The organism is Exiguobacterium sp. s11, from assembly GCF_018619015.1.
Taxonomy (GTDB): domain Bacteria; phylum Bacillota; class Bacilli; order Exiguobacteriales; family Exiguobacteriaceae; genus Exiguobacterium_A; species Exiguobacterium_A indicum.
Genome location: NZ_JACSNF010000002.1, coordinates 81,450 through 99,011, shown reverse-complemented (window position 1 = coordinate 99,011; position 17,562 = coordinate 81,450). Strand labels below are relative to the sequence as shown.

15 protein-coding genes are annotated in these 17,562 nt (G+C 45.4%); 9 read left to right on the top strand and 6 right to left on the bottom strand.

Annotation, left to right across the window (positions count from 1 at the left end; translation table 11 throughout):
• Positions 1-50: 50 nt before the first annotated feature.
• From KNQ12_RS08155 to KNQ12_RS08135, 5 genes are all read right to left on the bottom strand, one after another.
• Positions 51-1,082: a LacI family DNA-binding transcriptional regulator gene (locus KNQ12_RS08155; protein ID WP_035398727.1), complete on the bottom strand. Its 1,032-nt coding sequence runs from the start codon at positions 1,080-1,082 to the stop codon at positions 51-53.
• A 34-nt stretch (positions 1,083-1,116) separates the two neighbouring features.
• Complete coding sequence (locus tag KNQ12_RS08150) at positions 1,117-2,640, bottom strand: alpha-amylase family glycosyl hydrolase (RefSeq protein WP_214747470.1); 1,524 nt, start codon at positions 2,638-2,640, stop codon at positions 1,117-1,119.
• Between the two features lie 22 nt (positions 2,641-2,662).
• Positions 2,663-3,496, bottom strand: a complete 834-nt coding sequence (locus tag KNQ12_RS08145) for a sugar ABC transporter permease (protein ID WP_023467409.1) — start codon at positions 3,494-3,496, stop codon at positions 2,663-2,665.
• A gap of 1 nt (position 3,497) precedes the next feature.
• Entirely contained in the window at positions 3,498-4,853 is a 1,356-nt protein-coding gene (locus KNQ12_RS08140; protein ID WP_023467408.1) for a carbohydrate ABC transporter permease, read from the bottom strand.
• Positions 4,854-4,979: 126 nt separating this feature from the next.
• The gene (locus KNQ12_RS08135) at positions 4,980-6,236 is read right to left on the bottom strand and encodes an extracellular solute-binding protein (RefSeq protein ID WP_174316741.1); all 1,257 of its coding nucleotides are present in this window, start codon (positions 6,234-6,236) and stop codon (positions 4,980-4,982) included.
• 455 nt (positions 6,237-6,691) lie between these two features.
• Between KNQ12_RS08135 and KNQ12_RS08130 the strand changes: the two genes are divergently transcribed.
• Together KNQ12_RS08130 and KNQ12_RS08125 are read left to right on the top strand one after the other, a co-directional pair.
• Positions 6,692-8,479: a glycoside hydrolase family 13 protein gene (locus KNQ12_RS08130; protein ID WP_214747467.1), complete on the top strand. Its 1,788-nt coding sequence runs from the start codon at positions 6,692-6,694 to the stop codon at positions 8,477-8,479.
• 141 nt (positions 8,480-8,620) lie between these two features.
• On the top strand, positions 8,621-9,772 hold the full coding sequence (locus KNQ12_RS08125) for a cation:proton antiporter (protein WP_214747464.1): 1,152 nt from the start codon (positions 8,621-8,623) through the stop codon (positions 9,770-9,772).
• Between the two features lie 57 nt (positions 9,773-9,829).
• Here the strand turns inward: KNQ12_RS08125 and KNQ12_RS08120 are convergent, their stop codons facing one another.
• Positions 9,830-10,603, bottom strand: coding sequence for an enoyl-CoA hydratase/isomerase family protein (locus tag KNQ12_RS08120; RefSeq protein WP_214747462.1), 774 nt, complete (start codon positions 10,601-10,603; stop codon positions 9,830-9,832).
• A 193-nt stretch (positions 10,604-10,796) separates the two neighbouring features.
• On the opposite strand from KNQ12_RS08120, the gene KNQ12_RS08115 reads away from it, so the two are divergent.
• From KNQ12_RS08115 to KNQ12_RS08085, 7 genes are all read left to right on the top strand, one after another.
• A complete protein-coding gene (locus KNQ12_RS08115; RefSeq protein ID WP_214747459.1) occupies positions 10,797-12,179 on the top strand; it encodes an MATE family efflux transporter in 1,383 nt (460 codons plus the stop codon).
• Positions 12,139-12,606: a Cys-tRNA(Pro) deacylase gene (ybaK, locus tag KNQ12_RS08110; RefSeq protein ID WP_214747456.1), complete on the top strand. Its 468-nt coding sequence runs from the start codon at positions 12,139-12,141 to the stop codon at positions 12,604-12,606. Before KNQ12_RS08115 ends, ybaK begins: the two co-directional genes overlap by 41 nt.
• A gap of 21 nt (positions 12,607-12,627) precedes the next feature.
• Positions 12,628-13,374, top strand: a complete 747-nt coding sequence (pssA, locus tag KNQ12_RS08105) for a CDP-diacylglycerol--serine O-phosphatidyltransferase (RefSeq protein WP_174316042.1) — start codon at positions 12,628-12,630, stop codon at positions 13,372-13,374.
• A 136-nt stretch (positions 13,375-13,510) separates the two neighbouring features.
• Positions 13,511-14,266 (top strand): carotenoid biosynthesis protein, encoded by a 756-nt coding sequence (locus KNQ12_RS08100; protein ID WP_023467400.1) that lies wholly within the window; start codon positions 13,511-13,513, stop codon positions 14,264-14,266.
• Complete coding sequence (locus KNQ12_RS08095; RefSeq protein WP_251055770.1) at positions 14,235-14,936, top strand: lysophospholipid acyltransferase family protein; 702 nt, start codon at positions 14,235-14,237, stop codon at positions 14,934-14,936. The genes KNQ12_RS08100 and KNQ12_RS08095 overlap by 32 nt, the downstream gene beginning before the upstream one ends.
• Complete coding sequence (locus KNQ12_RS08090; RefSeq protein WP_214747452.1) at positions 14,933-16,009, top strand: glycosyltransferase family 2 protein; 1,077 nt, start codon at positions 14,933-14,935, stop codon at positions 16,007-16,009. The genes KNQ12_RS08095 and KNQ12_RS08090 overlap by 4 nt, the downstream gene beginning before the upstream one ends.
• A gap of 15 nt (positions 16,010-16,024) precedes the next feature.
• Entirely contained in the window at positions 16,025-17,497 is a 1,473-nt protein-coding gene (locus tag KNQ12_RS08085) for a phytoene desaturase family protein (RefSeq protein ID WP_035398446.1), read from the top strand.
• Positions 17,498-17,562 lie beyond the last annotated feature (65 nt).

Below are 17,562 nucleotides of genomic sequence, written 5' to 3'. Positions count from 1 at the left end.
TCAAAAAAAGTCTATTTTCAAACCAATCGGCTTAAAAATAGACTATCATTTCATGCTTCAGATTTTCCGCCACAAGACTGACGAACGACGAGATAATGCGGAACGATGACGCGTTTCCCATAAGGTGTCGCATCTTCATTGATTTGTTCAATCAAACAATTCGTCGCTTCAAAACCAAGTCCAAAAATATTGATTTCAACAGAAGTCAACGGTGGGCTTGAGAATTCTGCGATGAACAAGTTATTGAAACTGACGACGGCCATTTGATCCGGCACACCAATCCCCATCTCATTCAGTGTACTCATGACACCAAGTGCCATCATATCGTCACTAACGACGACAGCCGTCGGCGGATGTTCAAGCGACATCAGTCGCTTGACTGCCTCGGCTCCTCCTGTCGTCATGAATGGTGCACTGACGATGTAGGATTCTTGAATCGGAATGCCCTCTTCCATGAGAGCCGTCTTGTAGCCACCGACACGCTCTTGCGTCACAGCTAAGTCCTGTGCGCCTCCTACGAATGCGATACACTCATGCCCAAGTTGATGCAAGTACTTCGTCACTTCGCGACCGGCTAGATAATTATCCGTATCGACATACGTGACATGTGATGAATCACTGAATGGTTTTCCGACGACGACGAACGGAAACTTCGAGTCTTGCAGAAATTGAACGACTTTGTCATCCGTACGGGAATACAGTACGACGACACCATCGACCCGACGGCCCTGAACCATCGAGACGACACCTTCATATACTTCTTCTTCCGAGACACCTGTCGTCATATATAACGAATATCCATTTTGATGCGCTTTTGTACTGATTCCTCGAATGACCTCCGAAAAGAACGGGTTTTGTAGTGTTTTCGTTGCAGCACTTGGCATGACGAGACCGATCGCCTGTGTCGTTCGATTCGCTAGACTGCGTGCATGAACGTTCGGATAATATCCGAGCTCATCCATCGCCTGCCGCACCCGTTCCTTCGTCTTTTGACTGATGCGTGAACTATTCGCAATGACGCGTGATACCGTCGAGGGTGCGACATTCGCTTCCCGTGCTACATCCTTGATTGTTACCTGCATCCCCTTCACCTCACATTTCCCCTAGTTAAGTATTTTATTTTGTTTGACGTTGCATGCGTTTACGGTGAACGAGAAGAAGTATGAGCGCTAAAATAGGAGCAATCGCACCAATTGCGATGATCGACCACCAGTTGACTTGTGACTTTTCGATGACATAGCTGTTCGCACTATTTGCATCAATCGTGATCTCATAGGCGTCACCATCTTGACGCACCAAGTCTGAGAATAAAAGTCCTCTTAGACGCTGATCATCACCGATTTCTTTCGCAGACACGCGTAAGCTCGTCTTTTTTTCTCCAAGATTAATCGCGTAAACGACTTGTTGTTGTTTCGTCTCCCGTGAGTAGACTGCCATATGATCGGTTTTTGCGATCAAGCGTTGCTTCCCTGTTGCAAACGCTGGGTAGTCCTGACGCATCTCGTTCAACGTTTTTACGTACTGTTGCATCTTCTTGTTTTGATCAAATGTCATCATCATTCGGTTTCCGGGATCCTCGCCACCTGGCATCGCTACCTCTGTTCCTTGGTAGACGATCGGCATCCCCGGAGCAGCATAGAGTGCGAACAACGCTAATCGAAGCTGCCGCTCCTCTTCGTCTGCTCCACCAATCTTTGCTTCCGTGATGAAGCGTTTGACATCATGATTATCAATGAAGGTTGCAAGTCCCTTGGCATTCGGATTAAACGTAGTATCTCGATTATAAACTGAATCGAGCTCTTCCGCGGAACCATTTTTGCGAGCAAACTGATCCTTGACTCCATAATAAAACGGGAAGTTCGTCACGGAATCAAAACCTAATTTCGAATAGGATGCGATTTTTCGCGGATCTCCATCGAACACTTCAGCCAACAAGAATAAGTCCGGATGCTTTTCTTTTATTGCTGGGATAAACGTTTCCCAAAATGTGGCTGGCACATGGCGAACCGTATCGAGCCGGTATCCGTCTATACCCGTTTCATCGACCCAGTAGTTCGCGACATCAACTAAATAATCCATGACTTTCGGATTTTCTGTATTGAAGTCCGGTAAATCGAACAGCCAGTTATTCTCGACTTCCGACGGGTTATTCCAATTCATGATCGGTTGATTTTTATGAAACCACTCCGGTTTTTCTTTCACCATTGGATGATTTGGTCCTAAATGATTGACGACAAGATCAAGGACGACCTTGATATCCCGTTTATGCGCTTCTTTGACGAGACGTTTAAACTCTTCCTTTGTTCCGAAGTGCGGATCAATCTCGTAATAATCATCCGTCCAGTATCCATGATAACCATTCGGACGGTTCTTAAAGATCGGCGTCAACCAAATCGAAGTGAATCCCTTTTCCTTGATGTAATCGAGACGTTTCGTCACGCCTGCTAAATCGCCACCTTGGAACGCTTTTGGATTTTCAGGATCCGCCTCTTTATCATTACTCGGATCGCCATTCTCGAACCGGTCGACCATGATGAAATACATTCGTTCTTTTTCCCAACCTGCTGCTTCACCCGTCATCGGTTGAAGCCCGATAGACAAGAGAAGCGGCAAGAGGAGAAGCATTATGCCTCGTCTCATGCCGCTGATTTCCCCCTTATGATTATCCTTTTGTTCCACCTGCTGTCAATCCAGACACGAAGAAGCGCTGGAATGCGAAGAAGAGAAGAACGATTGGAACTGCTGATAATACGGCACCTGCCGCAAATAACGTGAAGTTATTGTCGAACTGCTCCGACACCATGTTGTACAACCCGACCGCAAGTGTCTGTTTCTCAGGAGAACGCAGGACGAGCGATGCTAAAATGAAGTCGTTGAATGGTGCCATGAAGTTGAACAACGCGATGACGGCGACCATCGGTTTTGCGAGCGGTAAGATGATTTGCCAGAAGATTCGTAAGTGACCGGCACCATCCATCCGCGCCGCCTCATCGAGTTCTTTTGGAATCGTATCGAAATATCCTTTTGCAAGATACGTATTCATTGGAATCGCTCCACCCGAGTAGAGTAGGATAAGCGCCAGATGCGTATCAAATAATTCTAACATATTAAGCAAGACATAAATCGCAATAATGGCAACGAATTGCGGTACCATCTGCAACACGAGGAACAAGATCAGTGAATTTTTCCGACCGACGAAGCGATAGCGTGAAAAAATGTATCCTGTTAACGTGATTAGAGCGACGGAGACGACCATCGTGATGACGGCAATCTTGATTGTGTTTAAATACCACATGCCATAATCCGTTTTTGATGGATCGAACAAATCGAAGTAGTGAATCAAAGTCGGATTACTTGGGAAGATATCCGATGTAATACTTTTCCCTGGGTTGAGTGAAGTACCAACAACCCAAAGGAGTGGATAGACGATAATGATGGAGGCGACCGTCAAAATGAGATATGACAACGCCATGTTGATTCGGTTTTGTTTTCTCATATTAGATCATATCCTCATCTTTGAATGATTTTGAACGCTTGAACTGAATGACGGCAATCGTCATGATGAAGAACGACAACACAAGCGTGATCGCTGCTGCGAATCCATACTGAGGGTTCGCGCCAAGCGACAATTTGTAAATCCACGAAATCAAGATATCCGTTCCACCAGCCGATTGACCCGGCACTGCCGGTCCACCGTTGTTGAAGAGATAGATGATATTGAAGTTATTGAAGTTGAACGTATACTGCGTGATCAAGATCGGTGCTGTTGCGAAAAGAATCATCGGCAATGTGATCAAGCGGAACTTCTCTCCTGCTGTCGCTCCGTCGATTGTTGCTGCCTCATAAAGATCTTCTGGTATCGACTGCAAGATTCCCGTCGTCAGTGTCATGATGTATGGGAAACCTAACCACCACTGAATCCCGATCAAAGCAAGCTTCGTATACGTCGGATCTGTCATCCAGTCGACACCGTCAGTAAGACCGATCGCTGGTAACAATGTCGTATTGAAGACACCGAATGTCTCATTGAACATCGAGCGGAAGATCAAAATCGTGATGAAGGCTGGTACTGCCCATGACAGGATCAAGATGGAACGGAAGAACCGTTTTCCTTTGAGTCCTTTTTGGTTCAGCAAGACTGCAAGTCCGATACCGATTGCGATGACACCTGTCGTCGAAGCGACGGTCCAGACAAGCGTCCAACCAAGAACGCTGACGAATGTATCGCGGAAAATATCAACCGTAAAGATATTCAAGAAGTTTTGAATCCCGATCCAGTCGACCAGCTTTGCTGGAGGCGAGTTGTTGAACTTATAGTTCGTAAAAGCAATTAAGAAAGTAAAGATCAACGGTAAGACGACTGTGAACACTAAAAGTACTAACGAAGGAATCAACATCGCATACGGGAATCCATTATCGCGGAAGTTCCGTAGTTGCATCTTCAAGGAAGGTACTTCGAGGTTCATGTCGCGCAACTTACCGATTCGATACGCATCGATAAAGTTCCAGACGTAAATGGCGATACCAAAGACAAGTAAAATCAAGGCAATGATGCCCTCGACCATTAGAAAGATCGAGTGATCCCCCCTTACGCCTGGTACCTCACCGAGTGTAATCAAGCCCCAGATCGCTCCGCGATCGCCAGGACCATTTCCGGCTCCTTTGAAGAACAGTTCAAAGTTGACGAGAAAATATGATAGTACGACGACAAAAAATGTCGCGCCTTTAAGGAATTGTTTATTGTATAGTTGTCCTACTCCTGGAATGATCGACATCAGCGCCGCAATCGTGCGGTGGTTCGTCTTTTTTTCAGGCGTTGGATTCGTCGGGTGTGGTGTTGCAATCGCAGCCATCGTCCGTTCTCCTTTCCAAAGGTCATGTCTGACCTCAGGCTTCTCTTCCAACCATAAAGATGAGGGGGAATCCAAGATCCCCCTCTCTTTATCTCTTTGTCATGGATTCACGCGTTCCACTTACGCTTATTGATTGTTTGCTTCGATTTGTTGCTTGATTTGTTTGACAGCATCATCAGCTGATTTTTGTGCGTCTTGTTTGTTTGTTGCAACAAGCTGGAGTGCTGCTGCCATTGGTTCCCAAACTTGACCCATCTCAGCGATGTTCGGCATTGGCACACCGTTTTGTGATTGTGCGAAGACTGCTGCTGCGACTTCGTTATCCTTGATTGCTGCATCTTCTTGAAGCGCAGTGACTGGTGGGATCTCATTGTATTTTTCGAACATTGCTTTCGCGTTCTCTTCACCAGTGAGTGATGCCAAGAACTTCTCAGCCCACTCTGCATTTTCCGAGTATGCTGAAATCGCGTATGTTTTTACACCAACGAATGTTTTAATCGGCTCACCGTTTGGAAGTTTCGGAAGAGCTGAAGCTCCGAGGTTGATGCCTTTTTCTTTATAGCTCGCAACTGCCCATGGACCGTTCATGACAGCAACAGCTTTTTTATCGCCGAAGAGTTGGTCAAGTGCTTGACCACCGCCACCACCGATAAGACCTTTCGGGAAGAGACCTTCTTTGTACCACTTGCCGATGTAATCCATACCTTCGACAGCACCTTTGTTGTTCAAGCCGATATCTGCTGGATCCAATTTGCCACCGTTGTCTTTGAAGACATATCCGCCGTAGCCACCAATTGGACCGTGTGCGAAGTAGAAGTTATCCCAAAGCGCGAGGAATCCGTATTTGCCGTCTTTCTTTTGCTCTGTTGAGATCTTGTACAGATCGTCCATTGAAGCTGGTGCTTCTTTTAATTCATCTTTATTGAAAAGGAGGATTGGTGTTTCAACTGCTTTCGGATATCCGTAGACTTTACCGTCAAACGTTACTGCTGATTTCGCTGTATCGATGAATGGCTCAAGTGCTTTTTCGCCATCCTTGAGCTCTGCGATCAAGCCTTGGTCAACGACTGTACCGATTTGGTCGTGTGGAAGAAGCATGATATCCGGTCCTTTACCTGCTGGTCCGTCAAGTGCTACTTTCTTCTGCTGATCTGTCATCTTAACTTCTTTGACTTCGACTTTTACGCCTTCTTTTTCTTCGAACGCTTTAGCTGCTGCTTTAGTCGTTTCAGCTTTTTCAGTGTCTTCCCAGATGACGATCTTGCTTGGTTTTTTACTACCTGAATCTGAAGATGATGATTCAGAGTCTGATCCACCGCCACATGCTGCAAGTGCACCGATTGCCATGACAGATACAGAGAGACCTGCTACGAATTTTTTCATTTCCATGATTGAAATTTCCTCCCCAAGTTAACTTATGAATGATAAGTTTTAATGCACAACGTTTGCATAAAGGCACAACCATTTTCTCATGATAACAACCGAGTGGTTGTAAGCGTTTTATGAAAACGTTTGCATCACCTTTACATTTTTATTATACAATCTAAAATCCTTTTGACAAGTCCTTTTATTCAATTATTTTCTTACATTTCAAAAACTTTTTATTTTTGATTTCATTATTTGAATCAAATGCTAGATAGAATAAGTGCATAAAAAGAAAACGTTTTCATTTTTATTGTTTGCACAACGTGATGCAAACGATTGCATCATACTCTCGACTTTTATCAGGAATCCTTGATTTCACGGGATTGGAATTGACTTTAAGAAAGCGCTTTACTATTCTTAGGTCGAAGACATAATCAATATGATGCAAGCGATTGCGTTAAGGAGTGACTGCCATGTTCAAAGAAGCTGTGTTTCACCGTGCGATGTCTCCGTTCGTCTATAAATATGATGAGCGAACAATTCACATCCGTTTACAAACGAAAAAAAATGACGTTGATCGCGTCGATTTGATATGGGGCGATCCATACGATTGGCATACTGAAAATCCGGATGCTGCCGATTGGAACTTCGATCCCTCAAAATCAAACTACTGGAATACATTTGAAACACCGATGAAGCGAAGTGGATCAGATGAGTTATACGATTATTGGTTCATCGATGTCGTACCTCCCTTCCGTCGTCTACGATATGGTTTCCGTCTCCATGACGGTTCAACGAGTCATGTATTCACGGAACGTGGATGGTTCGACGAAAAACCGCTCGATGATACTGGCTACTATTTCTGCGTTCCTTTTCTTAATGCAGTCGACGTATTCACTGCACCAGATTGGGTCCAGGATACGGTTTGGTATCAAATCTTCCCAGATCGCTTCGCAAATGGCGATACGACGAATGATCCAGCTGGTACACTCCCATGGAATAGTACAGCACCGACGACGACGAATCTTTTCGGTGGAGATTTCCAAGGGGTCATCGATCACATCGATTATCTCGTTGAACTTGGTATCACTGGTATTTACTTCTGCCCTATCTTCTTGGCGAAATCGAATCATAAATATGACACAATCGATTACTTAGAAATTGATCCACAGTTCGGTACGAAAGAGAAATTCAAGGAAATGGTCGATTTGTTACACGCACATGGCATTCGTATCATGCTAGATGCCGTTTTCAATCATGCCGGCTTCCACCACAAAGCATTCGCTGATATTCGTGAACATGGTAGTCGTTCCACCTATAAAGAATGGTTCCATCTGCGCGATTTCCCACTCGTGACCGAGCCGCTACCGAACTACGATACATTTGCTTTTGTACCTGAGATGCCAAAATTCAATACCGAGAACGATGAAGTAAAATCATACTTACTCCATGTCGCCCGCTACTGGGTCGAAGAATTCGGAATCGATGGCTGGCGACTCGACGTCGCCAACGAGGTCGATCACGCATTTTGGCGTGATTTCCGTCAAGTCGTCAAGGAAGTCAACCCTGACACGTATATCCTTGGTGAAATTTGGCATGACTCACAGGAATGGTTGCTCGGTGACCAGTTTGACGCCGTCATGAACTATCCATTTACGAATGCCGCTTTGAACTTCTTTGCCTTAGATAAGACTAAAGCAAGCTCGTATGCGAACGATATGTCGCATGTGTTGTTCTCAAACACGATGAATGTCAATGAAGTGACCTTCAATCTAATCGGATCACACGATACACCGCGTGCGTTGACACGTGCTGGGAATAACAAACAGAAGCTTCGTCTTCTCTTGTTATCGATGTTGACGTTCTCGGGTAGTCCCGTCATCTATTATGGTGATGAGATCGGTCTCGATGGCGATCAAGATCCAGGCTGCCGAAAATGTATGCCGTGGGATCCAGAGGAGCAGGATCAGGAGTTATTCGCCTATACACGACACTTGCTACAGCTTCGAAAGCAACATAAGACGCTTGCGAACAAAGGACATATCTCTTTCGTTCACGCGAATGATGAGACGAATACAATCATCATGCGTCGCATGAGCCCGGAAGGATTATATTATATCTACTTCAACAATTCAGATGCTCCCGTTTCGTTGACCGCTCCACAAGCTGGTCGGGGGCTTGATTTAATGACGAACACGCACCAGCAGACGCTTGATGTCTCTCTCCCTGCGTATTCTGGAACGATCGTTCAAGTCTTATAACCATTTAAAAGCCTGTACACTCACCTTCTGAAAAAGAAGTTTTGTGTCCAGGCTTTTTTCTGTATCCGTTCTCCAGGAGAGAAACGAGTTAATGAATGCTAGCGAATTAGGGTATAGGGTACAGAAAGGAGGACATCCTCCATGGAAATTTTCTTTTACGCCGGTCTCATCCTCATCGGCTTATTTACGATCAGTTATTTGAGTGAACGATTCCATGTTCCGAGTATTCTGGCCTTCATCTTGATCGGAATCGTCCTTGGATTTTATTACGACCCTCCCGAAGAGCTGAAACTCGGAGGAGAAGCGGGCATCATCGTCCTGTTCTTTTTACTTGGTCTAAAATTTTCAGTGGCGGACTTGCTGATTCAGCTCCGTTCCATTTGGAAAGCAGGAGTCATCGATATTCTACTTTCGTTTGGTGGGACTATCCTGTTGACCCTATCGTTTGGCTTTTCAGTCGCCGAATCGTTTTTGATTGGCTGTGTCTTATATGCGACGAGTTCTTCGATTTCTGCTCGGCTGCTCGATCGGGAACCGCATAAACATCAGGATGTGAATCGCTTCGTGCTGTCCTTACTCGTCTTCGAAGATTTGATGGCACCAATACTACTGACAACGGCCCCGTTCGTTTTAGGGACTGAGACGTTCTCGGTTGCCAAAATCAGCATCATCTTTCTCGGGTTCGCCTTCTTATTCATTGCTTTAATCATCATGACGTTATTCATCCGAAGACGGAAACGTCTCGTCGATTCACTCTACCGTCATCCTGATGCCGGCATCGGAATCATCGGCTTGATCTTGTTATTTTCCGGTATCGGTATCTTATTCGGATTGTCAGAAGTACTTGGCGCCTTCATCATCGGTATTCTGTTAACCGAACTGGATGAGACGCGTTATCTTAGACGACTAGTCACTCCGTTCCAAGACTTATTATTACCATTGTTCTTTATCACGTTCGGAATGTCATTCGAGTTGACTGACGGATTACCGATTGATCTATTTTTCTTCGCTCTTGTCATTTGGGGAGTCGTCTCTAAATTTTTAGTCGGTTACCTCGGCGGAAGGTCCTTTGGTTTATCGAATTATCATGCGATCGAATCTGGCTTTTGTCTGGGTCCACGTGGTGAATTTTCGATACTTTTCATCACGCTCGCTAGTGGTGCATTCGTGACGTTGACCGGGATATACATTTTTGTTTCTGCTTTTCTTGGAATTCTACTATTCCGTATCTCTACAGGATTGACGAACCGTACACATGCGACCGCACGAAAAATCAAAAAGAAATTGAATTAAAAAGACGTCGGCGCATCGTGCGTTTCCGACGTCTTTCTTCTATAAAGTATGCTCGATTCATCGTCCGACAAAAACAGGGCGTTTTTTTTCGATGAAGGATTCAACAGCATGGCGATGGTCTTCCGTTTTTCCAGCACGTGACTGATAGATGATTTCTTGAGCAAGCATTTCCTCCAAGTTACTTTCATAACTCGCTGCTTGCAGCTGCTTGATGTACCCGATCACTTTTGTCGGACGATCTGCCAGCTGACGAGCAAACGCTGTGACCTCTTCTACAAATTTCTCTGATGGGATACTTCGTGTCGCAAGATTGAGCGAAACGGCTTCTTCTGCTGAAATCGTGTCACCGAGTAACGCAAGCTCCGTTGCTTTTGCCGCACCGATTAGCCGGGGTAAGAAATACGGTGCTCCTGCATCCGGGACAAGACCGATATTGATGAATCCGAGCGACAATTTCGCTTCAGCGTGGACGAGCCGGAAATCGCAGGCGAGCGTTAGTGACAAACCGGCACCTGCCGCTACACCATTGATGGCAGCGATCGTCGGTTTTTTTGATTTAGCAATCGCCCGAACGACAGGATGATAATACTGTTGTAGATATTCACCATGATCGAGCTCAGGCGAGACGGTTTTCAAATCTTGTCCTGCACAAAAACCACGTCCTTCACCAGTCAAGACGATGACACGTACTTCCTCATCCTGATTCGCTTCTTCTAGAGCGTCTGCCAACTCTTCTAGTAAATTCGACGTTAATGCATTCAGTTGTTTGGGTCGAGCTAGCGTTAGCGTTGCGATTTGATCCTTGACGACATAATGCATTTCTCGTTTCATCAGATTCCCCTACCTTTAAAAAATGAATGATTGTTCATTATGATGTATTCGTGATATTTTATGAAAATCCTTTTAAATCTCTTTTTTTTCGATGAAAGACAAAAAACCCTCTTTCATTATGAAAATCGAAGGCGTATAGTTTCAAAAAGATAAAGAAACACTATTCGTTTTATGAAACAAAGGGGATTTATTTATGAAAACAGTCAAGCAACCAAGCTTATTCCACATTACGTGGCCATTATTCATTGAGATTGCATTGCATATGAGCCTCGGGATCATTGCAACGTTGATTTTAAGTTATTACTCGGATAGCGCTGCTGCGGCAGTCGGTGTATCCAATCAAATTTTGAATATCTTCATTATTCTCTTTAACATCACCTCGGTCGGTGCAACGATCATCATTGGTCAGTACCTCGGTGCAAGAAAGACGCAAAACGCTCGTCAAACGGCTCGTTCTGCTTTTGCGATTAACTTGTATACCGGTCTCATCGTTTCTCTGACCGTCGTGTTGTTCGGAAGACAACTTCTTGGATTTTTCTCGTTAGAAGGAGAGACGCTCGTCTATGGCGAAACGTTCATTAAGATCGTTGGTCTATTCCTTTTCTTAGAAGCCATCTCATTGACACTGGGTGCGATTCTCCGGAGTCATGGATTCACTAAAAATGCTATGTACGTCACGCTACTCATGAATTTCGTTAGTGCTTTTGGTAACGTCATCGCTGTTCTTGGACTCTTCGGCATTCCCGTTCTCGGTGTTGCTGGTGTCGCTTGGTCGATTGTCGTCGCCCGGACAATCGCTGTCCTTGTCTTGTTCTTTGTCGTTTACCGCAAACTTTCTTTACGTTTTACAGTAAAAGACTTGATTCATTTTAATCGTGAAGATGTGAAACGAATCATGAACATCGGAATCCCATCTGCTGGTGAAGGGATCTCCTATCAATTCTCACAACTCATCATCACAGGATTCATCGCAACAATTGGTGAAGCAGCGTTGTCTGCTCGTGTTTATGTATCAAACATCACGATGCTTTGTTTCCTATTCACGCTTGCCATCGCTCAAGGAACGCAGTTACTCGTCGCACGCCAAGTTGGTGCGCAACAATTTGAACAAGCATATGGACGTGCTGTGAAAACATTGAAGATTGCTGTTTTCGCAAGCTTCATCTCAGCTGTTGCACTTGCTTCATTCGGTTCATCGATTCTATCAGCGTTCACATCGAGTCCTGAAATCATTGCAATCGGTATCCCACTACTTTGGGCAAGTGTCATTCTTGAACCAGGTCGCGCAATGAACATCGTACTGATGGGAACTCTTAAATCGGCAGGAGATGTTCGTTTCCCTGTCGCCATCGGTATTCTATCGATGTGGGGAATCGCGGTCGTCCTCAGTTATACACTTGGTCTTGGTTTCGGTCTTGGTTTACTTGGAATCTGGATTGCCTTCTCTGCTGACGAATGGTTCCGTGGCATTTTTGCCATGAAACGTTGGCATGGACGGAAATGGGTCCAATACTCACTCGTCAAAGGAGAAACACATGAGCAAAACGAACGTCGAGAGGCTTCTGAAGCAGTCTAAGATTGACTTCGAATCCCTCACTTATCCTGTTGATCTTGATGACTTATCTGCTGAAGCCGTCGCTAGAAAGATTAATTACCCCCTTTCGACCATTTTTAAAACCCTTGTTTTGAAAATGGTCGAAAATAAATATGTCTTCGTCGTCATTTCGGGGGAAGAAGAACTCTCTCTAAAGGCAGCGGCTAAAGCATTGCATTCGAAAAAAGTCGCGCTTGTTCCGATGAAGGACTTAGAAGACCTGACTGGCTATATTCGAGGCGGTGTCTCTGCAATCGGTGCTAAGAAGAATTTTCAGGTTCTCTTATCGGATCGTGCTATCCATGAACCATTCATCATCATATCCGCTGGAAAACGTGGACATCAAGTTCGGTTGAATCCTCATGATTTTTTATCTTTCACTCAGGGGATTCTCTTTACGAACGGCTGAATTCCATCTCCTAATTATGGTATGATGAGTAGTATCGATGAAGTGGCAGGAGGAATCATTTTGTGGAAAGATCGTGTTCGTAATTCAATACCTAACCTATTTACGTTCGGAAATCTGTATTGTGGTTTTTTAGCCATCGTCATGGCAGCAAAAGGTGATTTTCAAAATGCCACCTTACTAATCGTCATCGCGATGATGCTTGATAGTCTGGACGGACGCCTTGCTCGGATGCTTGGTGTAGCAGGCGACTTCGGAAAAGAACTGGACTCATTAGCAGATATCGTGACATTCGGTGTCGCACCTGCAATGATGGCCTACTATACGTATTTCTATGAATTCGGAGAAGTTGGTTTACTCATCTCTGCTCTGTTCCCGTTGTTTGGCGCATTTCGTCTTGCTCGTTTTAATTTATCGGCAACGAATGTGGCATCTGCTTATTTTTCAGGTGTACCGATTACAGCGGCAGGTGGTATTTTGGCCGTCGTCACGTTGTTTAGCGGACGAATGAACGACTTGATGGTCCCACTCGTTTTTACAGGTCTTGCCTTCTTGATGGTCAGTCGTGTCAAGATTCCAAGTTTTAAAGACATTCCCGTTCCGCGCCATACGTTCGTCATCACCTTTACGTTGCTATACGTGACGTATGTCATGATTGCGCGTAGCAATGAGTGGTCTACGTTTTGGTTCGTTGCTGTTCCGTTGTATATCGCGTTTCTCCTTTTCTCGTTCATCAAAAAGAAGAAACAAAAACAACATTCAAACGGATGATGATAGGAAGTGGTTCGGTTTCTCTTACGAGAAGCCGGACCACTTTTTTTATAAGACCGCTTCTCCCTCGCTCGTTTTCAAGATATATGGGTATACTTATGACAGAAGCTATTTTGGAAATGGAGGAATGTCACGCATGGAGCAGTTTCATAAACGTCTTTGGATTTTCTTTTCGATTTGGTTCACCATCGGCTTGATCTTAGTCGGTTTTTCGTTACTTCCCCCTTGGCTCGAGTGGGCCAATGCCGTCTTTTTATTCGCTTCCGGCTTATACGCAGCTCTCTATTTTTGGCATGTCTTACCGAAGGGGCGTCTTGTCATCCCCTTTATCTTCTTTGGTTCGATCATCATTGAGTCGATTGGGGTCCATACCGGTTGGCCGTTCGGAACATATCGTTACGAGTCGGATTTCGGTGTCCAATTATTAGGTGTACCGATTACGATCGGGGCTGCATGGCTATCGGTCATGGGGGCGAGTCTCGCTTTCTCCCGTTTGTTCTCGTTTCGCTATAGTACATTGATTCTCGTTCCATTGTTTGCCGTCTGGCTCGATTTAGCGATCGATCCTGTTGCTGCTAACGTGAAATCGTATTGGCTTTGGCAAGACGGTGGCTGGTATTACGATATTCCGACACAGAATTTCTTCGGGTGGTATGGAACGGCGCTCGTCTTTTCCTTTTTCATCAATCGATATCAAGTCAAGGCGACGGATGCCGCACTCGAACAAAACAATCAGTATCTCTTTTTGATGTTGCACACTTTATTCGGTGTAACAGCAGGAGTTGCTGGTCTCTATGGCGTCACTTTAGTCAGCTTAAGTGCATTCATCGTCTATTTCATTGTGAAACGAGGGGTTATCGTTGAAAGAAGCAAACAAAAGCAAATTAGCTGAATCCGTATTTCATACGTATGTCGATCATGCTTTGATCCGACGTCATTTCCACCGTGTCTTATATCGAGCTGACGATCTACCTGTCCCTGGTCTCATGCTTGCTACGCACAGTTCTTGGTGGGACGGTATGATTCTTTTTCATTTGGATCAGACCTGTTTTCATCACGACCCCTACGTCATGATCGATCAAGCAGGGCTTGCTCGTTTCCCGTTCTTCTCCCGTCTCGGAGCTTTCTCTGTTGACCGGACATCATTCGCTGATATCAAGACAAGCCTTCATTATGCAAAAGAACGACTTCAAAATGGCAGCAGCGTCTGGATGTTTCCTCAAGGCGAGGAACGTCATCAAGAGGACCGTCCGCTTCGCTTAGCAAGTGGTGCCACACATTTGACGCGTCATACGGATCACGTGTCTCTCGTTGCCTTTTATTATTCATATGGCCATGAACAGCAACCGGACGTCTACATCCGGACGCGTCGTTTTCGTCCATTACCTAACGAACGGTCAAGTGCTCAGGCAAAACGACTGACAACAGAACTAACTGATTTATACGACGACATTCGAGCAGATGCCATTGCGGAACGTGTTGATTTGTATCGCTGTATCTCTACCCGAAGGGAACCACTTCCTGCACGAACGGAGCGCTGGTTACGGGAACTTCGGTCATGAGTTGGTTCTTTCTCTTCTTCGCTCTAGCTGTCTGTCTCTACACATGGATCAATTTAGCTTTCTTACCACGATTAACGGATCCCGTTCAACCAGATAGTCTAGCAATCTGCATCCCGTTACGGAATGAGGAGCGTAATGTACGAAAATTATTAGACGCATTAGAACCCGCTCTGACACCAGGGATGCACGTTTACTTATATGAAGACCGCTCGACCGATCGGACACGTGAGTTATTGCTTAATCGGATCGGTCAAGACGACCGTTTTACAGTGATTGATGGTCTTCCCTTACCAACAGGCTGGGCAGGAAAGGTTCATGCATGTCATCAACTCGCGAAACGAACGACAGAGGACTATCTGTTATTTCTCGATGCTGATGTGACACTGACACCGGATGCGATTTGTCGCTTATACGGAACGTTACGAACAGAACAAGCCGTTTTCCTTTCCGGTTTCCCGTCCTTTCCTGTACCGACGTTTCTCGGGAAGTGTTTGATTCCGATGCAACATGTTCTTATTGCACAGCATCTTCCGATTCCGTTTCGCAAAGTGAAGCATCCAGCGTTTGCTGCTGCTAACGGCATGGTCGTCCTCGTCGAACGACACGCGTATGATCAAGTCGGTGGACATGAAAGTATTCAATCGGCTCTCGTTGACGACTTAGAACTTTGTCGTACATTTAAACGAAACGGGTTAACGACGACGCTCGTCGAAGTCGCCCCAGCAGTCTCTTGTGATATGTACGCCACGAACGACGAAGTCTGGCAAGGTTTTCTAAAGAATGTCTTTCGTGGGATGAACGATTCTTACGTCGTCGGATTATACTTTCTACTCTTTTACTTGGTTCAAGCAAGTGTCCTACCTTATCTCATCCTTCACCCATCCTGGCAGATGGGTGGCGCACTGATTCTTCTTTACTTAGCACGATTCCGGATCGATCGTGCGGCACGAATCCGACATGTTTGGTGGCTCCATCCTCTCGCGGTATTCCTTTATGTCATCTTGCTAGCAAGTGCAATGATTCGAAGCTTTAGGAAACGGGAAATCACATGGAAGGGTAGGACCTATTCATAAGGAGGAATCAGTAGCATGAAACATATAGCTGTCATCGGAGCCGGTCTTGGTGGACTCAGCGCTGCCATCTCATTAGCAGCAAAAGGATTTCGCGTCACGGTCATCGAGCGTAATACACATATCGGTGGCAAAATGATGCCGATCGTCACAGAAGGACATCGCTTCGATTTTGGTCCGAACACGATCACGATGCCGGAAGTTTTTCAGTCTGTCATTCTTGAATCCGGTGCGGATCCCGATGAGTACTTTACATTCACGAAACTTGAACGTCATACGGTCAATCATTTTTCCGACGGACGAACATTAACATTCTCGTCTGGACGCGAAGCGATGCGGACAGAAGTAGATCGTTTCACGAACGGTCAGTTGGCGAAGAACGATATTACGGGTTACCAAGAAGAAGTGGCGAAGTTGCATACGATCGCAAAACAACAATTCTTTACGAATATTGATTCGTATATCCGCCCCTCCCTCTGGCGAGACATGTTGAAAGTGCATCCCTTTCAAAACCTTCATGGGTTGCATAAGCACTACTTTAAGGATAAAGGGTTAATTCAGGCACTCGATCGTTATGCGACGTATATCGGGAGTAGTCCGTATCAAACACCCGCTACCTTCAGTTTAATCGCTCATTTAGAACTAAATGACGGTGTCTACTTCACAAATGGCGGTAATACAGCAATCGCAGAAGGGTTCGCCCGACGTGCAAAAGAACTAGGTGTCGTCTTCCGTCTTGGCGATGAAGTGACACAGATCGAAGTCGTCGATGGACAAGCAACGGAAATTGAATTGAATCACTTGGAATATCTACCGGTTGACTTCGTCGTCATGAACGGTGATTTGTTGACACAATATCCACGTCTGATCTCAGAAACGGCACGACCTGATTTTAAAAATCCGACACCTGCTCAAGTCGAACCGTCGATTTCTGCCTATGTTCGATGTATCGGTCTCTCACGTCGGATCGAAGGGCTGGCTCATCATAACGTCTTCTTCTCTTCGGATTACGAAGCTGAGTTCAAGGCACTCTTTGATGAAAAACGTTACGCTGAGGAGCCGACGATCTATATCTCGAATTCTTCCGTCACAGCACCAGAAATGGGACAAGCGGGTGATAACTTATTCGTGCTCGTCAATGCACCTGCAACGGATACTGGACATGCGATTGATTTTGATACGTATGATCAACTGATCAATCAACGATTGCAGTCCTTTGGGATTGATATTTCGTCCGATGTCGTCTTCGAACAACGGGTCACGCCACAGGATATCGAACAAACCTTCTTTGCCTATCACGGCTCATTGTATGGCTTGTCATCCAATGGCATCCGGTCGTCTTTCCTCCGTCCGAGCAACCGTTCAAAAAATGTTCACAATTTGTTTTTTGCCGGTGGATCAACGCATCCTGGTGGTGGTAGTCCAATGGTGACGCTTTCAGGAAAACTAGCAAGTGAACGAATCGTCTCTGCTGTCGCCGCTACCCTGTGAACGTTATGTGAATTGCATATCAATCACTTGTACGGACAACTAAGATTTGATACGATTACTTCGAG